The sequence below is a fragment of the Amycolatopsis sp. NBC_00348 genome (assembly GCF_036114655.1).
Lineage (GTDB): Bacteria > Actinomycetota > Actinomycetes > Mycobacteriales > Pseudonocardiaceae > Amycolatopsis.
Genome location: NZ_CP107994.1, coordinates 4830243 through 4849013 on the forward strand (window position 1 = coordinate 4830243; position 18771 = coordinate 4849013).

Sequence of the window (18771 nt, forward strand, 5' to 3'; positions counted from 1 at the left end):
CGCCGAGGTCACGGTCACCACGTCGCCGGGCCGGCGACGTGGACCGGGGTGAAGACCACCGGCAGGCTCTCCAGGCCGCGCATCCACACCGATGGACGCCACACCAGGTTCTCCGCCGGGACGGCCAGTTCCAGGTCCGGGAGGCGGTCCAGCAGCACCTCGACCGTCGTGCGGGCGATGACCTCGGCCACTTCCGGTGCGGGGTAAGGACATCCGTGCTCGCCGTGGCCGAAGGACATGTGCGCGTGGTTGCCCAGGGCGCCCGACGCCGCGTCCGGACGGGCGTGCGGGTCGGCGTTGCCCGCCGCCAGGCCGAGGACCACCAGGTCACCCTGGCGGACGCGGACGCCGCTCAGCACCGTGTCGCGCGTGGCGAAGCGGCCGATGAAGTTCTGCGTGGGCGTGTCGTGCCACAGGACCTCGTTGAGGGCCTGGCCGACACTCCCCCGGCCGCCCGACAACGTCATCGCGAAGCGGCTGTCGGTCAGCATCAGCCGGATCGTGTTGCCGATCCAGTTGGCCGTCGGCTGCTGGGCCGCGGCCGTCACCACCAGCAGGTCCTGGACGACCTCGTCGTCGGTCAGGTTCGCCGGGTCCTGCATCATGGCCGTGGGGACGTCCGCGCCCGGCTGCTGGTGCTTCACCGCCACCAGGCGCGCCATCGCCTCCTGCACCCGGCCGTACGCGGGCAGCGCCTCGGGGCCGACGTCCAGCGACAGGGCGACGTCCCGCACCAGCGCGGGGGCCTCCGAGTCGGGCATGCCGTACATCTTCGCGATCGCCAGCAGCGGTGCCTGCTGGGCGAACCGGGCGATCAGGTCGGCTTCGCCGGAGCCCGCGAACTCGTCGATCAGCCGGTCCGCGATGCGCTCGCAGTGGGCGCTGAGGTCGAACTGGTCGACCGCCGACAGCGCGTCGCCGATCGCGCCCGCCCGCCGCCGGTGTTCCGCGGCCTCGGTGAACATCACCGACGGGTTGTGCATCACGTACGGCAGCAGCGGCCAGTCGTCGGGGACGTTGCCCCACTGGTTCCAGCGGCGGCTGTCGCGGGCGAACAGCTGCGAGTCCTGGCACACCTGGTGGATCTCGCGGTAGCCGGTCAGCAGCCAGGCCGGGATGTCGCCGTCGAGCAGGACCGGGACGACGCCGCCGTACTGGCGCCGGATCCGGGCGTAGAGCGCGGCGGGATCCTTCTGGAACTCGGGCCCGTACAACCGGACGCGGTCCGCCGCGGGGATCGTGTCCGCCGGGGTGCTGGTCTGGAAACCGGTCACGATGCGCCCTCCCGGACTGTGGACAGGGTGTAGAGGTGGTCGACGAGCGAGATCAGCACCTGCTTGGCCGAGTCCCGGTCGCGGGCGTCGCAGTCGACGAGCGGCACCTCGTCGGGCAGGTCGAGCGCGGCGCGGACGTCGTCGAGACTGTGCTTCGGCGGCCCGAAGTTGTTGCGCGCCACGATGAACGGCGTCCCGTGGTGTTCGAGCCGGTCGATCGCGTACCAGGACTCGGCCAGCCGGCGGGCGTCCACCAGGACGACGGCGCCGAGGGTGCCGGCGAAGAGGCTGTCCCAGAGGAACCAGAACCGTTCCTGCCCCGGCGCGCCGAACAGGTAGAGGACCAGCTGCTCGTCGAGGCTGATCCGGCCGAAGTCGAACGCCACCGTGGTCGTCGTCTTGGCCTGCACCCCGCGGGTGTGGTCGACGCCGATCCCGGCCTGCGTCATCGTCTCTTCGGTGCTCAACGGCCGGATCTCGCTGACCGACCGGACCATGGTCGTCTTCCCGACGCCGAAGCCGCCGACGATGACGATCTTCAGGCCATCGGTCGCGGTGTCGGCCAGGGGCAGCCGTTCGTCTTGTTCAGAGATTGCGGAGTCCAACGAGCACCTTCTTGAGGAATTCCGAGTCGGAGGTCCGTCCCGCGGCCTGGGCCGACGACGGATGTCGGGCGGACACCTTGCCCGTGGCCAGCAGGTCCGCGAGCAGAATCTTGATCACACTCACCGGTAGCGCCAGATCGGACGACAGCTCGACGACGGACGTCGGTTTCGCCGCGATCTCCAGGATCCTGACGTGCTCGGACTGCATGCCCGCCGACGGCTGCGACTCCCGGACGATCAACGTGACGAGATCGAGGTCGATGTCGTCCGCGCTGCTGCGCCCGCCCGTGACCGTGTAGAGCCGGTCCGGGTCCTCCCCGTCGAGCGCCGAACGCGTCACGAAGCCGGGTGGTCAGCCGCCGTGAAGCGCGGCGGGGCGGTGAAGACCGAGCCGATCTGTTCCACCAGCTCGTCCATGTTGTGGCCGATCAGGCCCACGTCGGCGTCTTCGGTGGCGATCACGGCCAGGTGCGAGCCGACACCCGCCTCCACGATGAAGAGGATCCCGCCGTGGAACTCGGTCATCGAGTTCCGCACGCCACCGGTGCCGTCGCCGAACTCGACCGACGCACCGTGCGCCAGCGCCTGGACGCCGGCGGCGATCGCGGCCAGCTGGTCGGCGCGGTCGACGGTGAGGCCCTGGGTGTGACAGAGCTTCAGGCCGTCACGGGACAACACGAGCGCGTGACACGCGCCGGCCGTGTTGCCGACGAGGTTCTCGAGGAGCCATTCGAGGCTCTTGTCCGAATCAGTCATCGAATCCGGGGACCGGGCTGGCGGGTCCCCTCGCTCCAATCTGGCGGGGTGTGGGTGTTCGGGGGGAGCGACGGGTCACGCGTCTTCGCCGGTGTCCGCCGGGGTGGCGGCGTGGCGCGACGGAGCGGTACTGCCGCTGCGCCGCTGCTGGAAGGCACCGAACCGGGAACCGGTGTCCCGCTCGGCCCGGGCGGTGCTCGGCGTGGGCGACGGCGGCCGGCGCGACGCGGCGGTCAGCGTCTGCCCGCGCGAGCGCCGCGGCAGCTCGGACGGCTCGGCCAGGTCGCCGGTGATCTCGTGGCTCGTGTCGTCGGCGGGCCCGGGCCACGCGACGGCGGCGGAATCGTCGGCCTCCGACACCGTTTCCGGCCGGGGCTGCGTGATCAGCTGCGTCGGAATGCGCATGACAACACCGATCCCCCCACGCGAAGACGGCCGGAAGAAGACGTGCAGCTGGTGCTTGCGGGCCAGGCAGCCCACGACCGCCAGGCCGAGGCGCGTGCCCGACATCGAGGTCAGGTCGAGGGGCTGGTCCAGCGACACCGCGCGCTCGGCGCGGACGAGGGCCTGCGCCTTCATCCCGAGGCCGCCGTCCTCGATGGTGATGACCGCGCCGTTGTGCAGATCTTCGACATAAACGTGCACTTCTTCGGACGGCGCCGAGAACTTCGTCGCGTTGTCCATGAGTTCGGCGAGCGCGTGCATGACGTCTTCCGCGGCGTAACCGACGACGGCCACCCCGCTCGCGGAATGCACCCGGACCCGCTGATAAGCGCCGATGCGGCCGAGGGCACCGCGCAGGATGCTCTCCATCCGGATCGGTTTCGTCCAGCGGCGGCCCGAGCGCGCGCCGGTGAGCACGGCGATGCTGTCGGCCAGCCGGCCCGCCTGCGCCGTGCTGTGGTCCACTTTCAGGAGGTCGCCGAGCATCGCGTCGGACGAGCGGTTCTCCATCTCCCGCAGGTCCCCGAGGGTGCTGGTCGCCAGCGCCTGCAGCCGGCCCGCGGCGTTCGCGCAGGCGGCGGTCGCGGCCGCGCGCCGGCGTTCCCCGACGGCGATCTCGTCGACCACCAGCCGCAGGACGCGCTGGTGGAGTTCGTCGGCCGGGCGCGGGACCTCGGCGAGCACGCTGTCCGCGGGCGCGCCGCCGCGCAGCCGCCGGACCGCGTCGGGCACCGTCTGCTCCAGCAGCCGGGCCAGTTCACCGTCGCTGTACCGGACGAACTCGCGGGCCTGCTGGGCCTCGTCGAGCGCGGTCCGCGTCTGCCCCGTCGCGTGCGCGACCTGATCGGTGCGGCGCAGCGCGAAGAACACCGCGACGCACGCGACGATCCCGGTGAACGCGCCCGCGATGGCGATGACAATCCCCTGACCACCGGAAACCGACAGGGATATCCACGTCCAGATCGCCGCGGCGACGACCGCGGTGACGACCACCCCGATTACGGCCCGGCCGACTGACTCGCGTTCTTCCCGATGCTGTGCGGGCGGTCGTTCCGACATCGCTCCACTTCCTCGAGTCCGATTGGTGCCCGAACAGTACTCGGTTTGCCGACCGAGATCACGGGTCGGTTTCGGTGCGCCTACAACGGCGGCGACACTAACGCCGCCGTCGCGGGCCGGGCAGCGCGGGTCCCCGATTTTCCGGGCGATCCCCGGCCCTTACTCGAATTCCGCCGGATCCGCAAGGCTCGTGGCAGCCAATGCGTATCGGCGACATCTCCGGGAAAGGCGTGTCGGTGTCATGTCGGCGTCATGTCGGGGCCGTGTCGGCGGGGTCACACACGCTCGGTGGCAATTCGCACCACCGTCACCGAAGGAGCACCCATGCGCACTCCCGTCACGATCGTCGGCGCCGGACTCGGCGGCCTCATCCTGGCCCGGGTCCTGTCCCGGCACGGGATCCCGGTCACGGTCCACGAAGCGGAGGCGTCACCGACGGCCCGCGCCCAAGGCGGAATGCTCGACATCCACGACCACAACGGACAGCGCGCTCTCCAGGCGGCCGGCTTGATCGACGATTTCCGCGCCATCGTCCTCCCTGGCCGGGAAGCGATGCGGGTCGTCGAGACGGACGGGACCGTGCTGTACGACAAGGCCGACGACGGCACCGGCGGCAGTCCCGAAGCGCAGCGCGCCGCGTTGCGGCAGCTGCTGCTCGATTCGCTCCCGGCGGGCACCGTCCGGTGGGGCCGGCGGGTCGACGGCGTGCGCGCCCTCGGCGAAGGCCGCCACGAAATCACCTTCGCCGACGGCACCACCGACGTGACGGACCTGCTCGTCGGCGCGGACGGCGCGTGGTCGCGGGTCCGGCCGCTGCTCACCGACGTCACGCCCGAATACGCCGGGAACGCGTCGATCGAGACTTTCCTGTTCGACGCCGACAACCGGCACCCCGGGGTCGCGAAAGCCGTCGGCGACGGGGCGTTGATGGTGTTCGACAAGAGCGCGAGCGGGAAGGTTTTCCTGGTGCACCGGGAAAGCGACGGGAACCTGCACGCTTACCTGTGGCTAGCCCGGTCGCTGGACTGGTTCGGCGAAATAGACTTCGCCGATCCCGCGGCGGCGACCGCGCGCATCGCGCGGGAAGTCGACGGCTGGGCCCCGGAACTGGCCGAGGTGATCACCGAAAGCGACACCGCCCCGGTCTACCGCCGCCACTACACGCTGCCGGTCGAGCACCGCTGGGACCGGATACCGGGAGTGACACTGCTCGGCGACGCCGCCCACCTGCAGCCCCCGAACGGCGAAGGCGCCAACCTGGCCCTCCAGGACGGCGCCGAACTGGGCGCGGCCATCGCCGCACACCCGGGCGACATCGAGGCCGCGCTGGCCGAGTACGAGGAGGCACTGTTCCCACGCAGCGCCGCATCGGCGGCCCAGGGCGTGGCGGACAACGCGATCCTGCTGGGCGACAACGCGGCCCTGAACCTGATCAACCTGGCGGAGAGGTTCGCCGAGTAGTCACCCGGGGTTCCGCGCGCGGCCGGGTGGGTGCGGCGGGTGGGTGCTGCGCCGGGACGCGGATGCGGATGGTCGCCGCGCGGCGCGGGGAGACCGCCGCCCGGGGAACCCGCGGCCCGGGCCCGCGCGCGGCGGGGGGGTGCTGCGCCGGGCCGACGCAGGTCGACGGCTTCCGCCGACCGGCCGCGCGGCGAAGCCGCGGCCCGAGCGACGGGCTTGGCACCCGCCCGCCCGCGATGCGGATGTGCGGATCACGACACTCGGCCGCGCGACAGCGGACCGTCGCCGCGCGGCGCGGGAAGACCCGGCGAACCCGCAGCCCGGCCCGCGCGCGGCAGGTTAGGTGCTGCGCCGGGCGGGCACGGCTTCCGCTGACCGGCCGCGCGGACTCGGCGAACCCGCGGCCCAGGCCCGCGCGCGGCGAATGGGTGATGATGGTGGCGTGCGGATCACGACTCTCGGCCCTCTGGCGGTGGATGGCCGGCCGGTGCGGGGTGATCGGCTGGCGGCCGTGATCCGGGAGTTGCTCGATGCCCGGGGCCGCACCGTTTCCACCACCGCGCTGGTCGACGCGGTCTGGCAGGGCGCACCTCCCGAGGACGCCACCGGTGCGGTGCAGGCCCTGGTCGGCCGGGTGCGGCGGCTCGGCGTGCCGGTGCGCACCGGGCCCGGTGGGTACCGGATCCCGGTCGATGAGGTGCAGCTCGACGCCGTCGCCGTCCGCGCGCTCGCCGATCGTGGCCGGCGGGCGCTGGCCGAAGGCGACGCGGGGCGCGCGCGGGACTGCGCCGACGAGGCGCGGGCGTTGTTCCCGGAAGTTCCGGAGCCGACCCGGCTCTTCGGCGACGTCGTCACGCTGCGGGCGGAAGCCGCCTTGGCCGGCGGCGGGCCGGTCGACGAGGCGGACCTGCGGCGGCTGGTCGCCCGCGTCCCGCCCGACGAGCCGGCCGCCGCGCTGCTCGTGCGGGTCCTCGCGGCCCAGGGTCGCGACGCCGAAGCCTTCGACGTGGTCGAGCGGGTGCGCGGCGAGCTCGTCGAGCGGTACGGCGCCGACCCGTCACCCCTGCTCGCCGACGCGCACCTCGCCCTGCTGCGCGGGCAGCTGACGGCGCGGCCGCACCGGGCCGGCGGGCTGCCGGCCGCCTGGCGCCGGACGATGACGCCGCTGATCGGGCGCGAGCCGGATCTCGCCGCCGTCAGACAGGCGCTGCGGGAGGCGCCGGTGGTGACCGTCGTCGCCACCGGCGGGGCCGGGAAGACCCGGCTGGCCGCCGAGATCGCCCGTTCCGCCGAGCCCGTGCGGGTGGTCGAGCTGGCCGGCCTGCGCTCGCCCGCCGAGGTGCTGCCCGCCGTGCTCGCGGTACTGGGCGGCCCGGACACCCGCGCCCCGGACCGCCGCCCGCTCGGGCCCGACGAACGGCTGCGGGCCCTCGGCGCCGGGCTCGACGGGCTGCTCGTGCTCGACAACTGCGAGCACGTCCTCGGCGCCGTCGCGCACGTCGTGGCCGAGCTGCTGGCCGTGGCGCCGCCCGGGTTCGGCGTGCTCGCCACCAGCCGGGCGCCGCTGGGCCTGCTCGGCGAGGTCGTCCACCGGCTGCCGGCGCTGCCCGACGACGAGGCGCTCGCCCTGCTCGAAGCCCGCGTGCGGACCGGCGGCGCGACGCCGGCCTGGCCGCGGGACCGGGCGCTGGCCCTGGCGCACCGGCTCGACAACCTGCCCCTGGCGCTCGAACTGGCCGCCGCCCGGCTGCGGTCCATGCCGCTCGACGACGTCCTGGCCGGGCTCGGCGACCGGTTCGCGCTGCTCGACGACGCCGTGCGCGGGCTGCCCGAACGGCACGCCGGCCTGGGGGCGCTGGTCGGCTGGAGCCGTGAGCTGCTCGAGCCCGGCGAACGGGAGCTGCTGGAACGGCTGGCCGTCATCCCGGCGCCGTTCACCGCGGACCTCGCCGAGGCCGTCGCGGGCCCCGGCGCCCGCCGGGGGCTGGCGATCCTGGTCGAGCAGTCGATGCTGCGGCTGGAGGACGACCGCTACCGGATGCTGGAGACGGTCCGCGAACACGGCGAGGCCCGCCTCGACGCGGCCGGGCGCGCGGAAGCGATGGCCGGGCTGGTCGGCTGGGCCGGGCGGCGGGCGGTGTCGCTGGGGCCCGACTTCGTCGGCCCCGCCCAGATCGAAGCTCTGGACGCCTGCGCGGCCGACCAGGACAGCTTCGTCGCCGCTCTGCGGTGGGCGTGGGACCACGACGACGAACCGGTCGCGGTCGACGTCGCCACGGCCCTGTTCCAGCTGTGGACGGTGCGCGGCCGGCACCTCGAGGCCGGCGCCTGGGCGCGCAGGCTGCTGCACCTCGACGACCCCGCCGCGCGGGCGCGGTCGGCGATCACGCGCGGCCGGGCCACTGCGCGTCCGCTGCCGCACGCCGACCGGCTCGCGTGGCTGTGCGTGCTGATCGGCGTCAACGCGGGCAACACCGGGCCCGTCCGCCTCACCGTGCTGGCCCGCCGCGCGCTGCGCACGCTGTTCGCGGAGCGCCCCGGCGACGTCTCACCGCGCACGGCCGCGCTGGCGGCGGCGATGCCCGGGCTGGAGCAGGCGGTCCCCGACAAGAGCCTGGCCGACGCCGCGGTCCTCGTCGCGCACCCGGACCCGTACGTCCAGGGGATGGGCCACTTCATCCGGGCCGTCCTGGTCGAGGACGCCGGCACCCGGCGGTCCGGCGACGCCGAGCTGGCCTACGGCCGGTTCGAGGCGATCGGCGACCACTGGGGCATGGGGATGGCCGCCCACGCCGCCGGGCACACGACCGGGTCCGACGAGTGGCTGCGCCGCAGCGAGCGGCACCTGGCGCTGGTCGGCGCGGCCCAGGACGCCCGGTCGACGCGCGTGCTGCTCGACACGCAGCTGGCGCTGGCCGGCGACGCCGAGGCCGAGCGCCGGCTGCGGGACACCGCCGGTTCGGCCGGCCTCGACGTCCACCAGGCACGGCTCGGCCTGGCCCAGCTGGCCTGGCGCCGCGGCCGGCCCGACGAGGCCACGGCCCACGTGGACGCGTTGCTGCGGGCCGGCCCGCCGGCCGTCTTCCGGATCGCCGTCGCCGTCCTCCACGTGTGGCTCGGCGCCGGCGCCCGGGCCGCCGACACGCTGCGTGCCGTGCGCCCCGAAGTCCTGACCGCCCACGACCGCCCGCTGCTGGGCGCCTGGGCGATGGGCGGCGCCGAGCTGGCCGCCACGACGATGCTGCGCAAGTCCGTGAATGCCACATCGAGGGACGTAGTGTCCGTGAATGTGGCATTCACGGACTTCCGGGGTGAGGCCGCGATCGCGCGTGAGCTGTGGGCCTTGGGCACGCGGGTGGGCGCGAACGCCAGCCAGTTCGCTCCGCAAGGCCGTGGCGAACGCCTCGCGACGGCGTTGGGCGACCGGGAGAGCCGCGAGCGGTTGCTGGCCGACGCCGCCGGGCTCACGGGAACCGCGCTGTACGGCCGCATCAGGGCGTTGATGGACGAACTGCTCGCCGAGACCGCGCGAATCGAGCGGAATGCATGACCGCCCGGGGCCCCAGCCAGTCCGGGGCGCGGGGGGGTCGAGGTCGGCGTAGGAGGCGTCACCGAAGATGACGAACGGGGAGTGGTCGACCGGAATGGTGGCGGTGCGCACCTCGGCGGGGCTCCGCGCCGGGCGGCCGGCCGGCCGGAACATCGCCGAGGACGGCGATCCCGATGTCTTCCACGAGACCTGGCTGGTTCAGATCTGGCCGCACGCCTGAACAGCCGGCACCTCAGAAGAGGGACTGCTGCGCCGGTTCCTCCTCCGGTTGGCCCCGGCGGCCGTTGAGGGCGAACTTGTCCTCGATCGTCTCGTCCGGGTCCGGGAAGCCGTACTTCGCGATCAGCGGGCGGATCCGCGCCCCGATCTCGTGCCGGTAGGACGTCTCCGAACCGGACGAGTACAACCGCGTGTACTCCGAGACCAGCTCCGGGTGCGCGCCGCGCAGCCACGTGAAGAACACTTCCTTCACCGCGGACGACAGGTAAAGCGGGTGGTACAGCACGCTCGTCGCGCCCGCTTCGGACACCGCGGACACCAGTTCTTCCAGCTGCTCCGGCGAATCCGTGAGGTGCGGGAGGATCGGCGACAGGAACACCGTGCACTCGAGGCCCGCGTCGCGGATGGCGCGGACCGTGGCCAGGCGCGCCGTCGTGGTCGCCGTGCCGAACTCCACCGACTGCTGCAACTCCTCATCCAGGATCGACAGCGAGACGCCCAGGTGCACCGTCGTCGCGCGGCTCGCCTTGGCCAGGAGGTCCAAGTCGCGGCGGATCATCGTGCCCTTGGTCAGGATCGAGAACGGGACGCGGTGGCCCGTCAGCGCGTCGATGATCCCGGGCATCAGCGCGTAGCGGCCCTCGGCGCGCTGGTAGACGTCGGTGTTGGTGCCGAAAGCCACGCGCGGCGGGAGTTTCCGCTTGCGGGCCAGCTCGCCCCGCAGCACCTCGACGATGTTCGTCTTGACGATGATCTCGTTGTCGAAGTCACCGGCGACGTCCAGCCCGAGCCGCGTGTGCGTGGGACGCGCGAAGCAGTACTGGCACGCGTGCGTGCAGCCGCGGTACGGGTTCATCGTGTACTCGCCCGGCAGCATGCGCGCGTCTGCCGGCACGTGGTTCAACGCGCTCTTCGCGAGCACCTCGTGGAACGTCACGCCCCGGAACTCCGGGGTCCGGACACTGCGCACGAACCCGGTCAGCCGGGCCAGGCCCGGCAGCGTCCCCGCGTCGACGCGGTCGGTGCGCTGGCCGTTCCAGCGCATCGAATCTTCGTTCACCGTCTCAGGTCTCCTCTTGCCGGGCGCTCAGCATGCCCGACCGCGCCGAGCCGGGCCAGGGCGCCTCACCCCACCGCCTCACCCCACTGGCCCGGCCCGGAGACCTGCCGCGGATCGGTGACGGAGTGGTAGGTGCCGTGCACGAACACGAGCGCGGGCGCCTGCCGGTCGTGGCCGGTGGCCAGGACTTCCCCGACGACCAGCGTGTGGTCGCCGAGGTCGATCGGCTGCCGCAGCGCGCACTCCAGCCAGCTCGCGCCGTCGAGCACGAGCGCCCCGGTCCGCTCCCCCGGAGTCGCTTCGAGAACCGCAATTTCGGAGACCCGCGAGGACCGCGGGCCGGCGAGGCGCCCGGCCAGCTCCCGCGCGCTCGCGGGCAGGATCGACACGACCCAGCGGCCGGTGTCGAGCAGGTCGGCGAGGAACACCGACTCCTTGCGGAAGGACAGTGAGATCAACGGCGGGTCGAGGGAGATCGAGCCCAGTGAGTTGACGGTGACGGCGTCGTGACGACGGCCGCCGGGGGTGTCGCGGTAGGTGGTGGCGACGCACACGCCGGTGGCGAAGGTGCGCATCACGCCACGCAGGTCGGGGGACATTCGGCTGCTCCCGGGGTACGGGCCGGCCCGCCGGAGCGGGCCGGCCGGTGGTCAGACTCCTTGCGGGGACCGGAAGAACCGGTCGGGGTCGTACCGCTGCTTGACCTCGGCGAGCCGGGCGGCGTTCGGCCCGTAGTAGGCGCCGCGCCAGTCCTCGAGGTCCGGGTCGGTGAAGTTGACGTAGGACGCGTCCGGCGCGAACTCCCCCGCCTCGGCGTGCAGGGCGTGGAGCCAGTCCAGGTTCGCCTGGACGACGCCCGGCGCGTCGTCCTCGGCCCACGACGTGTCGAGGCTGAGCAGGAACCGGGTGTCCCGGTGCGGGAACGCGGTGTCCCCCACCGGGACGCGGCCGATCGCGCCGCCCCACGCGAACAGCGCGGCGCCCGCGCCGTCGGGGTTGCCGCTGCCCGGCCACTTGTCGACGGCCCGGACGAGCGCCTCGACGCCGTCGTCGCCGATCGCGTGCGGCGTGCAGCGGGTCCGGGCCGCGAACGCCCCGCCCTCGCTGGCGTGGTGCAGGTACGTCGCGGCTTCCCAGAAGTCCCGGTCCTCGATGTCGGCGCGGTCGGGGGCCGCGACGGCGAAGACCGGCGCCAGCAGCTCACGCAGTTCCGCCGCCGGACCGAGGTGGTGGCCCACCACGGACACGACGCCGTCGCCGCCCGACGACCGGGCGATGCCGATCCGCGCCGAGAACGCCTCGGGCGCGGCCAGCATGACCTCCTGCATCGTGGCCAGCACCTCGACCGCGTGCGGCCACGACCAGAGCAGCAGGCAGGTCGAGCCGGCCGGGGCCGGGCGCGCCTGGAACGTGAAGCTCGTGTTGACGCCGAAGTTGCCGCCCCCGCCGCCGCGGCAGGCCCAGAACAGGTCCGGGTTTTCGGTTTCCGACGCCGTGACGACCGAGCCGTCGGCGAGCACGACGTCGGTCGAGACCAGCGCGTCGCAGGTGATGCCGTGCGCGCGGGAGATCGTCGTGACGCCGCCGCCGAGGGTCAGGCCGCCGATGCCGACGGTGTCGGAGTTGCCGAGCGGGAAGGTCAGGTCCCACGGTCGCAGCCCGGCGTAGAGCGCCTTCATCTGCGTCCCGCCGCCGACGGTGACCCGCCCGGTGCCGCGGTCGACGCGGATCCCGGACAGCCGCCGCAGGTCCAGCACCAGCCCGGTGTTCGCGGAGAAGCCGGCGTAGCTGTGCCCGCCGCCTCGAGCCACCAGCGGGATCGACTCCGTCCGGGCCCATTCGATCGCGCGGGCGACGTCGCCCGCGTGGGCGGCCGAGAGCACCGCCGCGGGGCGGGTGGCGGCGAACCGCCGGTTCACCGGCGCCGTGGCTTCACCGAAGCCGCGGTCGCCGGGGAGCCGGAGTTCGCCGGCCACCAGGCCGCGCAGGGTGTCCCACGCGGTCATCGCGCCGCTCCCGCGAGCTCGGCCGCGAGGACCTCCTCGAGGTAGGACACGCCCTTGGCGGCGTTGTCCCCGTGGCGCTCCCAGACTTCCCGCAGCACCAGGTGGCCGCCGTGCCACTGCGGGGTGTTGACGCTGTTGCCGGCGATCACCTCGCCGGTCACCAGGACCATCGTGTAGGCCAGCCGCAGCACGCCGGTCGGCCCGCAGACGCCGGTGACGGTGCCGCGCCGGACGTGGCCGCCCTCGAACGTGGCCCAGACCAGGTCGCCGTGCTGGTGGTACTCGGCGTACGTGCCGTCACCGCCGCCCAGCGCGCGGAACCGGCGGCCGTGGTAGTCGACGCTCATTCGTCCACGTCCAGGAGTCCGGCCGGCATCGCCAGCGTGGTGCCGACGGGCGGGGGCTCGATGTCCTCGGAACCCACCTCGACGAGCGAGGCCGCGTGCGCGAGCCGCTGCTCGCACGTGTCGCGGTCGGGTGCCTGGCACACGACGAACGAGTGCCGGGCGATGTAGCCGCCCGGCGGCAGCCGCAGCGTGGTGCCCGGCTCCGCCATCGGGGACGCGGTGACCAGCCCGGGTGCCTCCGTCGGGACGGAGATCGAGTGCAGGACGCAGTCGTGGTCCGGGTAGCCGAACCGGATGCCGGCGACGCCCTCGCGGCTGTGCGAGACGTCCGGGCGCTGCCCGGTGGCGACGTCGAACAGCACGCTGCCCGGGTCGATGCCGGTCGCGGTCTTGCCGAGGAACGGGATGAGGTCGCCGCCGAGCCGGCCGTTGACCTCGATGATCACCGGGCCGGAGCGGGTCAGGCGGACCTCGGTGTGGGTGATCCCGTTCTCGATGCCGAGCACGTGGTGGGCCTTGGCCAGCACGCCCAGCAGCTCCTCGTCCTTCAGCAGCGGGTCGGCGGAGTCGACGACGTGACCGGTCTCCTCGAAGAACGGCGGCATGCCGGTGCTCTTGCGGGCGATGAACATCGGCAGGTACTCGCCCTTGTGGACGGCGCCGTCGATGCTGATCTCCGGACCGTCGGCGTAGCCCTCGATGATCGCGCCGCCGCGGTAGGGCTCGTCGCCGACGAGGCTGGCCTCGTGGGCGACGCGGTAGGCGGCGTCGAACTCGGCGTCGTCCCGGGCGAGGGAGACGCCCATGCTGGCGCCGAGCGCCCGCGGCTTGACGACCACCGGGAACCCGATGCGGGCGACCGCCGCGCGGGCGTCGTCGAGGTCGGCGGCCAGGTGGAAGCCGGGCTGCGGCAGGCCGGCGGCGGTGAGCCGGACGCGGCAGCTGTGCTTGTCGCGGCAGCCGTGCACGCCGGGGATGCTCAGGCCCGGCACGCCGAACTCGGCCGCCAGCTCGGCCGCGGGCATGACCAGCGGCTCGTCCCAGCAGAGCACGCCGGCGATCGTGTACTCGGTCGCCAGCTTGCGGGCGGTTTCGGCGAGCAGCGCGTGGTCGAAGACGTTGACGACGGTGATGTCGTCGAAGTACTCGTGCTGCCAGGTCGGGTTGAGGTTGTTGATCAGCACCAGCCGCAGCCCGTTTTCACGGGCCCGGTCGGACACGCTGCGGACGAGGTATTCGCGGTAGAGCTTGAGCCCGCTGCCGATGACGAGCAGCGCACCCGGGGCGGTCGAGGTCATGGAAGACGTTCCTCCGGTCGGAAAGTGTTCAGGGGAAGGTGGTTGAGACGACGGCGATCAGGCGAGCGTGCCGACGGCGGTGGCCTGGCCGGCCAGCTGCGCGACGACGGCGTCCGCGGCCAGCGGCGCCGTGCGGAAGCCGTCACCGCCGCTGGCCGGACGGGCCCAGACCGCGGGCCCGACCCGGACGAAGCCGGTGTTGCCGTCGGCGGCCGTGGCGTAGTGGCAGTGCTTGACCCGCACCACGTCGTATCCGTCCACATCGGACACGACGCCGGCGGCGAGCACCCGCGCGGCCCAGCCCGCGTCGTCGTCGGGCCCGGACAGGGTGGTCACCTCGCGCCGCACGGCGTCGGTGCTCACCTTGAGCAGGGTGCCCGCCACCGAGGGCAGCAGCCACGCCCGCCCGTCGGTGCCGATCCCGCCCACCGTGGGCGTCGCCGCCCACGCGTGGGCGAGCGCGGCGGGCGGGCGCAGGTACACCATCGTCTGGCGGTGCAACGCCACCGGCCGGTCGACCAGCGCCCCGGTCCACGGGCCGGCGGCGACGAGCACGACGTCACCGGTCACCGTGGTGCCGTCGGCGAGCCGGACGCGGGCGCGGTCCGGGTCGATGCCGACGGCTTCCCGGCCGGGCCGCAGCTCGGCGTCGGGGTGGTGGCGCAGCCAGCGCGCCGCCGCGTGCAGCATCCGGTCGGCCAGCAGCGTCCCGGCGTGCGGTTCGAGCACCGCGCCGCTGCCCCGCGGGAACCCGACGAGCGGGTACGCCGACGGGTGCACGATCCGGATCGGCACCCCCGCGGCCGACGCCGTGGCGACCGCCGCGGGCACCTGGCCGGGGGGCAGGGCCTGGAGGACCCCGACCCGCCGGTAGAGGCCGGCACCCGGCAGGTGGTCGCACAGCAGCGCGTCCAGCTCGCGCCAGTGGCGGTGCAGCTCCGCCGCCTGGCGCGTGGCGGCCGTGTCGCCGACGACGAGGGCCCGCAGCGCCCGGTGCTGGTCGAACGACGTGGCGCCCGGGTGCGGCACCGGGCCGCGCTCGAGCAGCACCACGCGGTGCCCGTCCAGGACGCACCGGATCGCGGTGAGCAGCCCGGAGATGCCGCCGCCGACCACCACGACCCGCAGGCCGCCGCGCCGGGAGCCACCGGTCCACGCCCAGTCGCCGCCCGGCGTGGCCGCGGCCACGCCGGGCCGGCCGGCGGAGTTCGCCGTCCGGCCCGCACCGGGCAGGACGGCTTCCGCGACATCCGGCACCACACCGGTCGCCGCCGGGCTTTCGCCCAGCAGTACCGCCGTGCCGCCGTTCCGGCCACCGCCGGTCACCGCCGGGCTTTCGCCCAGGACCACCGCGGTCGCGCTGCTCCGCCCACCACCCTGCCGGGTGCCGGCGCTCATCGCCCGGCCTCCGCCGGGCGCAGGCGAGGCAGGGCGGCCGGCGTGAACGAGTCCACGTCGGCCGGGGCCGCCCCGGCGTCCTCGCCGAGGACCGCCGCCGCCAGGTCGACCAGGATCGGCGCGGCGGCGCGCAGCAGCCGGTCGACCTCGAAGCAGAAGTCACCGGCGTCGGCGCCGGTCACCTCCCGGCGGTCGAGCCGGGCCAGCTGGTCGGTGATCGTCTCCGCGGCCCGGTTCAGGCTGAACCCGGCCAGCTCGTACGACGCCGCGAAGCGCTCGGCCATCCGGGCCGCGCCGCGGCGCGAGCGTTCCGACACCGCCAGCGGGCCGAGGCCGATCCACCGGTTCACCTTGTCGGCGACGCGGTTCCAGGGTTCGACCAGCCGGGTGCCGGTGACCCGCGCGAGCGCGTCCCGGCTGAAGCTGGTGCGCTGGTGTTCGGGGCTGGTCGCGGCCAGGTGGAACCGGATCAGGTCCCGCGGCACCTCGGCGGCCAGCTCCCGGCTCCACACAACGTGCCCGCGGCTGGTGGAGAACTTCCGGTGGTCCAGCTCGTAGAACTCGTTGGTGAGGTAGCGCGTCGGCAGGTCGTACTGGCCGTCGAAGGCCAGCAGCATCGCCGGGCCGGCGATCGCGAACGGGTAGATGTTGTCGAACCCGAGGAAGTACACGATCTCCGAGCCGGCCCCGGCGAGCCACAGCGCGTCCTCGGTGCCGGCCGCGACGCCCCGCTGCTCGGCCGCGAGCGCCGAGCAGTGCATGCTCCACGCCATCGGCTCGGCGTTGGGGTTGACGACCTGCCCCGCGACCTCCGGGAAGGGCACCTTGATGCCCCAGGAGATCGGGTAGGTCACCGGGAAGTCCGGCAGCGGCCGCGACAGCATCTGCGCCATCGCCTGCGCCATGTGCGGCCGCATCCCGGCGGCGTTCGCCGCGAAGTGCGCCCGCAGCTGTTCGCGGTAGCGCTCGACCGGCAGCACGAGGACGTCGGCCTCGCGCAGCACCACGGGGTCCTCGGGGTCCAAAGTGGACCGGACGCCGAGGAGCTCGCCCGCCGCCACCAGGGCCCCGCAGCTCTCGCAGAGCCCCGCGCAGCTTTCGGCGAGGCACTCCGGGCAGCCGCCGGCCGCGAAGCCGTCCAGCAGGAACTCGCCGGTCCGCTCGGAGTACGGGAACTTCATCGTGCGCAGTTCCAGCTTGCCCGCCGAGTAGAGCCGGCCGACGAAGTCGACGACCCACTTGGTGAACCGGTCGTCGTCGCCGGTGTAGCCGTCGACGCCGATGCCCAGCGCGGCCAGGCTGGCCTCGATCTGCGCGGCCGAGGTGGCCACCAGCTCCGCCGGGGTGACGCCGCGGTGGTGCGCGGTCGTCACGACGAACGTCGAGGTGTCCTGGAAACCGGTGCCCAGCAGGACTTCCCGGCCCTGGGCCCGGGCGTAGCGGGTGTGCACGTCCGCGGCCAGGAACGGGCCGGCGATGTGGCCGAGGTGCAGGTCCCCGTTCGCCGTCGGCGCCGGGGAGATGACCACGGTCCGCGTGTTCATGACACGCTCGCTTCGTGGCGGGCCGCGAACTGGGCCGTCATCTCGGCGTCCCACCAGACGCCGTAGTACTCGAAGTCCGCGTCGCCCTCGTTGGTGACGCAGTGGGTCGAGCCGGGCGGCAGCCGGACGATGTCGCCGGCGGTGAACGGGTGCGGCTCGCCGTCGACGATCAGGGTGGCCGCGCCGTGGACGGCGATGAAGATCTCGTACTCGTGGTGGGCGTGCGGGGTGGAGGTGGTGCCGGGGCGCAGGACGCACCAGGCGCCTTCGAACGGCGCGTTGAGCTCCGGCCAGGGCAGCAGCCGCTGCGAGTCGAGCCCGTACGCGCGCTCCAGGTGCTCGCGGTCGAGCCTGCGGACGTCGATCATGCCGCCACCACCACGGACTCGCCGGAGGTGCGGCGGCCACCGTCGGGACCCGTGCCCGTTTCGCGGCGGTCGACGATGTCACGGACGATGTCGGCCGAGCGCTGGGCGAGCACGCTGATCAGCGAGTCGGAGATGCCGTGCGTGGCCTCGTTGACGCCCTGCAGGTACAGCGCGCCGTGGGCCTCCCGGCCGAGCTCGGCGCGGTACTGCCGGTTGACCGAGACGGTGTCCAGGCCGATCGAGTCGGCCAGGCCGCGGACCATCGCGGGCATCCGCGAGTCGAAGCCGGTGCCCAGGAACACCGCGTCGCAGCGGATCTGCTCGATGCCGCCGTGCTTGAGGTCGCGGACGTCGAGCACGACCTCTTCGCCGCCGCCCTCGATCTCCGCCGCGCGGGCGCCGACGACCTCGCTGAGCGCGCGGATCGTGGAGACCGGCAGGCCCTGCATCTTCTGCCGGTAGATCATCGTGTACAGCTCTTCGAGGAACGGCGCCGCGAGGCCGGCGTAGTTGGTCAGGTGCATCTCCTCCAGCACCCGCGCCCGCGCCTCGTCGGTCATCGTGAAGAACTCGTCCACGAAGGACGGGAAGAACAGCTCGTTGACGAACTTGCTGGTCTGGTAGTCCTTGAGGCCGATCGCGCGGACCAGCATCGTCGGGGACGAGCCCTTCGCGTGCTCGTGCAGGGCCATGAACATCTCGGCCGCGCTCTGCGCCCCGCCGACCACGACCGGCCGCAGCGGCTTGCCCGGGCGGGCCTGCGCCACCGTGTCGGCGACGCGGGTGCTGTACTCGGTGCTGTGCACGACCCGCTCGGCCGGCAGCCCGCGGAAGACCTCCGGGACGTGGGCGTCGCGGCCGCCGCCGACGATCAGGTCGCGGCAGAGGACCGTGTCGCCGTCGGACAGCGGGACGGTGAAGCCGAGCACCGCGCCCGACTCGGAGTGGATCGGCAGGATCCGCTCGGCGCGGGCGTTGTAGCGCACCCGGACGCGCTCGAGCGAGTCGGCGACCCACTGCAGATACGCCGAGACCTGCCAGCGGAACGGGTTGAAGGTGCCGAGGTTGACGAACTCGTCGAGCTCACCGCGCTCGTGCATGAAGTTGAGGAACGAGAACCGGCTGCGCGGGTTGCGCAGGGTGACCAGGTCCTTCACGTAGGACACCTGGCTGCGGGCCCACGGCAGCATCAGGTTGCGCTGCCACTTCACGTCCTCGTGCTGCTCCAGGATCATGGCGCCGCCGGCCAGATCGGACCGGCCGCACTCCTCGATGGCCACGGCCAGCGCGAGGTTCGCCGGGCCGGCCCCGATCATCAGGACATCCACCTCGTGGACGGTCATAACGTGCCTGCTTTCCATCTCGGGGTGCGGCGCGCCGGG

At 73.6% G+C, this 18771-nt stretch carries 17 protein-coding genes; 3 read left to right on the top strand and 14 right to left on the bottom strand.

Annotated elements, in window-relative coordinates; all coding sequences use genetic code 11:
* Positions 1-14 precede the first annotated feature (14 nt).
* From OHS58_RS21115 to OHS58_RS21135, 5 genes are all read right to left on the bottom strand, one after another.
* Complete coding sequence (locus OHS58_RS21115) at positions 15-1274, bottom strand: cytochrome P450 (protein ID WP_326948062.1); 1260 nt, start codon at positions 1272-1274, stop codon at positions 15-17.
* On the bottom strand, positions 1271-1879 hold the full coding sequence (locus OHS58_RS21120) for a GTP-binding protein (protein WP_442792282.1): 609 nt from the start codon (positions 1877-1879) through the stop codon (positions 1271-1273). The genes OHS58_RS21115 and OHS58_RS21120 overlap by 4 nt, the downstream gene beginning before the upstream one ends.
* The gene (locus OHS58_RS21125) at positions 1860-2219 is read right to left on the bottom strand and encodes a DUF742 domain-containing protein (protein WP_247049528.1); all 360 of its coding nucleotides are present in this window, start codon (positions 2217-2219) and stop codon (positions 1860-1862) included. Before OHS58_RS21125 ends, OHS58_RS21120 begins: the two co-directional genes overlap by 20 nt.
* Positions 2216-2635, bottom strand: a complete 420-nt coding sequence (locus OHS58_RS21130; RefSeq protein WP_247049526.1) for a roadblock/LC7 domain-containing protein — start codon at positions 2633-2635, stop codon at positions 2216-2218. The genes OHS58_RS21125 and OHS58_RS21130 overlap by 4 nt, the downstream gene beginning before the upstream one ends.
* A gap of 75 nt (positions 2636-2710) precedes the next feature.
* Positions 2711-4072, bottom strand: coding sequence for a sensor histidine kinase (locus OHS58_RS21135; protein ID WP_328649555.1), 1362 nt, complete (start codon positions 4070-4072; stop codon positions 2711-2713).
* A gap of 390 nt (positions 4073-4462) precedes the next feature.
* Between OHS58_RS21135 and OHS58_RS21140 the strand changes: the two genes are divergently transcribed.
* The 3 genes from OHS58_RS21140 to OHS58_RS21150 all read left to right on the top strand — a co-directional run bounded on the left by OHS58_RS21140 (position 4463) and on the right by OHS58_RS21150 (position 9369).
* A complete protein-coding gene (locus OHS58_RS21140) occupies positions 4463-5599 on the top strand; it encodes an FAD-dependent oxidoreductase (protein WP_328649556.1) in 1137 nt (378 codons plus the stop codon).
* Between the two features lie 511 nt (positions 5600-6110).
* The gene (locus OHS58_RS21145; RefSeq protein WP_328649557.1) at positions 6111-9149 is read left to right on the top strand and encodes an ATP-binding protein; all 3039 of its coding nucleotides are present in this window, start codon (positions 6111-6113) and stop codon (positions 9147-9149) included.
* A gap of 67 nt (positions 9150-9216) precedes the next feature.
* Positions 9217-9369 (top strand): hypothetical protein, encoded by a 153-nt coding sequence (locus tag OHS58_RS21150; protein WP_328649558.1) that lies wholly within the window; start codon positions 9217-9219, stop codon positions 9367-9369.
* A gap of 12 nt (positions 9370-9381) precedes the next feature.
* Here the strand turns inward: OHS58_RS21150 and OHS58_RS21155 are convergent, their stop codons facing one another.
* The 9 genes from OHS58_RS21155 to OHS58_RS21195 form a co-directional block, all read right to left on the bottom strand.
* Positions 9382-10428, bottom strand: coding sequence for a radical SAM protein (locus tag OHS58_RS21155; RefSeq protein WP_328649559.1), 1047 nt, complete (start codon positions 10426-10428; stop codon positions 9382-9384).
* 65 nt (positions 10429-10493) lie between these two features.
* On the bottom strand, positions 10494-11027 hold the full coding sequence (locus OHS58_RS21160; RefSeq protein ID WP_326954550.1) for a flavin reductase family protein: 534 nt from the start codon (positions 11025-11027) through the stop codon (positions 10494-10496).
* 51 nt (positions 11028-11078) lie between these two features.
* Positions 11079-12434, bottom strand: coding sequence for an FAD-binding oxidoreductase (locus OHS58_RS21165; RefSeq protein WP_328649560.1), 1356 nt, complete (start codon positions 12432-12434; stop codon positions 11079-11081).
* Positions 12431-12781 carry a hypothetical protein gene (locus tag OHS58_RS21170; protein ID WP_326954552.1) on the bottom strand — a complete coding sequence of 117 codons (351 nt, stop codon included), beginning with the start codon at positions 12779-12781 and terminating at the stop codon, positions 12431-12433. The genes OHS58_RS21165 and OHS58_RS21170 overlap by 4 nt, the downstream gene beginning before the upstream one ends.
* Positions 12778-14079: an ATP-grasp domain-containing protein gene (locus OHS58_RS21175; protein WP_326948052.1), complete on the bottom strand. Its 1302-nt coding sequence runs from the start codon at positions 14077-14079 to the stop codon at positions 12778-12780. Before OHS58_RS21175 ends, OHS58_RS21170 begins: the two co-directional genes overlap by 4 nt.
* Before the next feature lie 57 nt (positions 14080-14136).
* The gene (locus OHS58_RS21180) at positions 14137-15477 is read right to left on the bottom strand and encodes an NAD(P)/FAD-dependent oxidoreductase (protein ID WP_328649561.1); all 1341 of its coding nucleotides are present in this window, start codon (positions 15475-15477) and stop codon (positions 14137-14139) included.
* Complete coding sequence (locus tag OHS58_RS21185) at positions 15474-17021, bottom strand: class I tRNA ligase family protein (protein WP_328649562.1); 1548 nt, start codon at positions 17019-17021, stop codon at positions 15474-15476. Before OHS58_RS21185 ends, OHS58_RS21180 begins: the two co-directional genes overlap by 4 nt.
* The gene (locus tag OHS58_RS21190) at positions 17018-17389 is read right to left on the bottom strand and encodes a cupin domain-containing protein (RefSeq protein WP_326948049.1); all 372 of its coding nucleotides are present in this window, start codon (positions 17387-17389) and stop codon (positions 17018-17020) included. The genes OHS58_RS21185 and OHS58_RS21190 overlap by 4 nt, the downstream gene beginning before the upstream one ends.
* Positions 17386-18732 carry a SidA/IucD/PvdA family monooxygenase gene (locus OHS58_RS21195; protein ID WP_328649563.1) on the bottom strand — a complete coding sequence of 449 codons (1347 nt, stop codon included), beginning with the start codon at positions 18730-18732 and terminating at the stop codon, positions 17386-17388. The genes OHS58_RS21190 and OHS58_RS21195 overlap by 4 nt, the downstream gene beginning before the upstream one ends.
* Between the last annotated feature and the right edge of the window lie 39 nt (positions 18733-18771).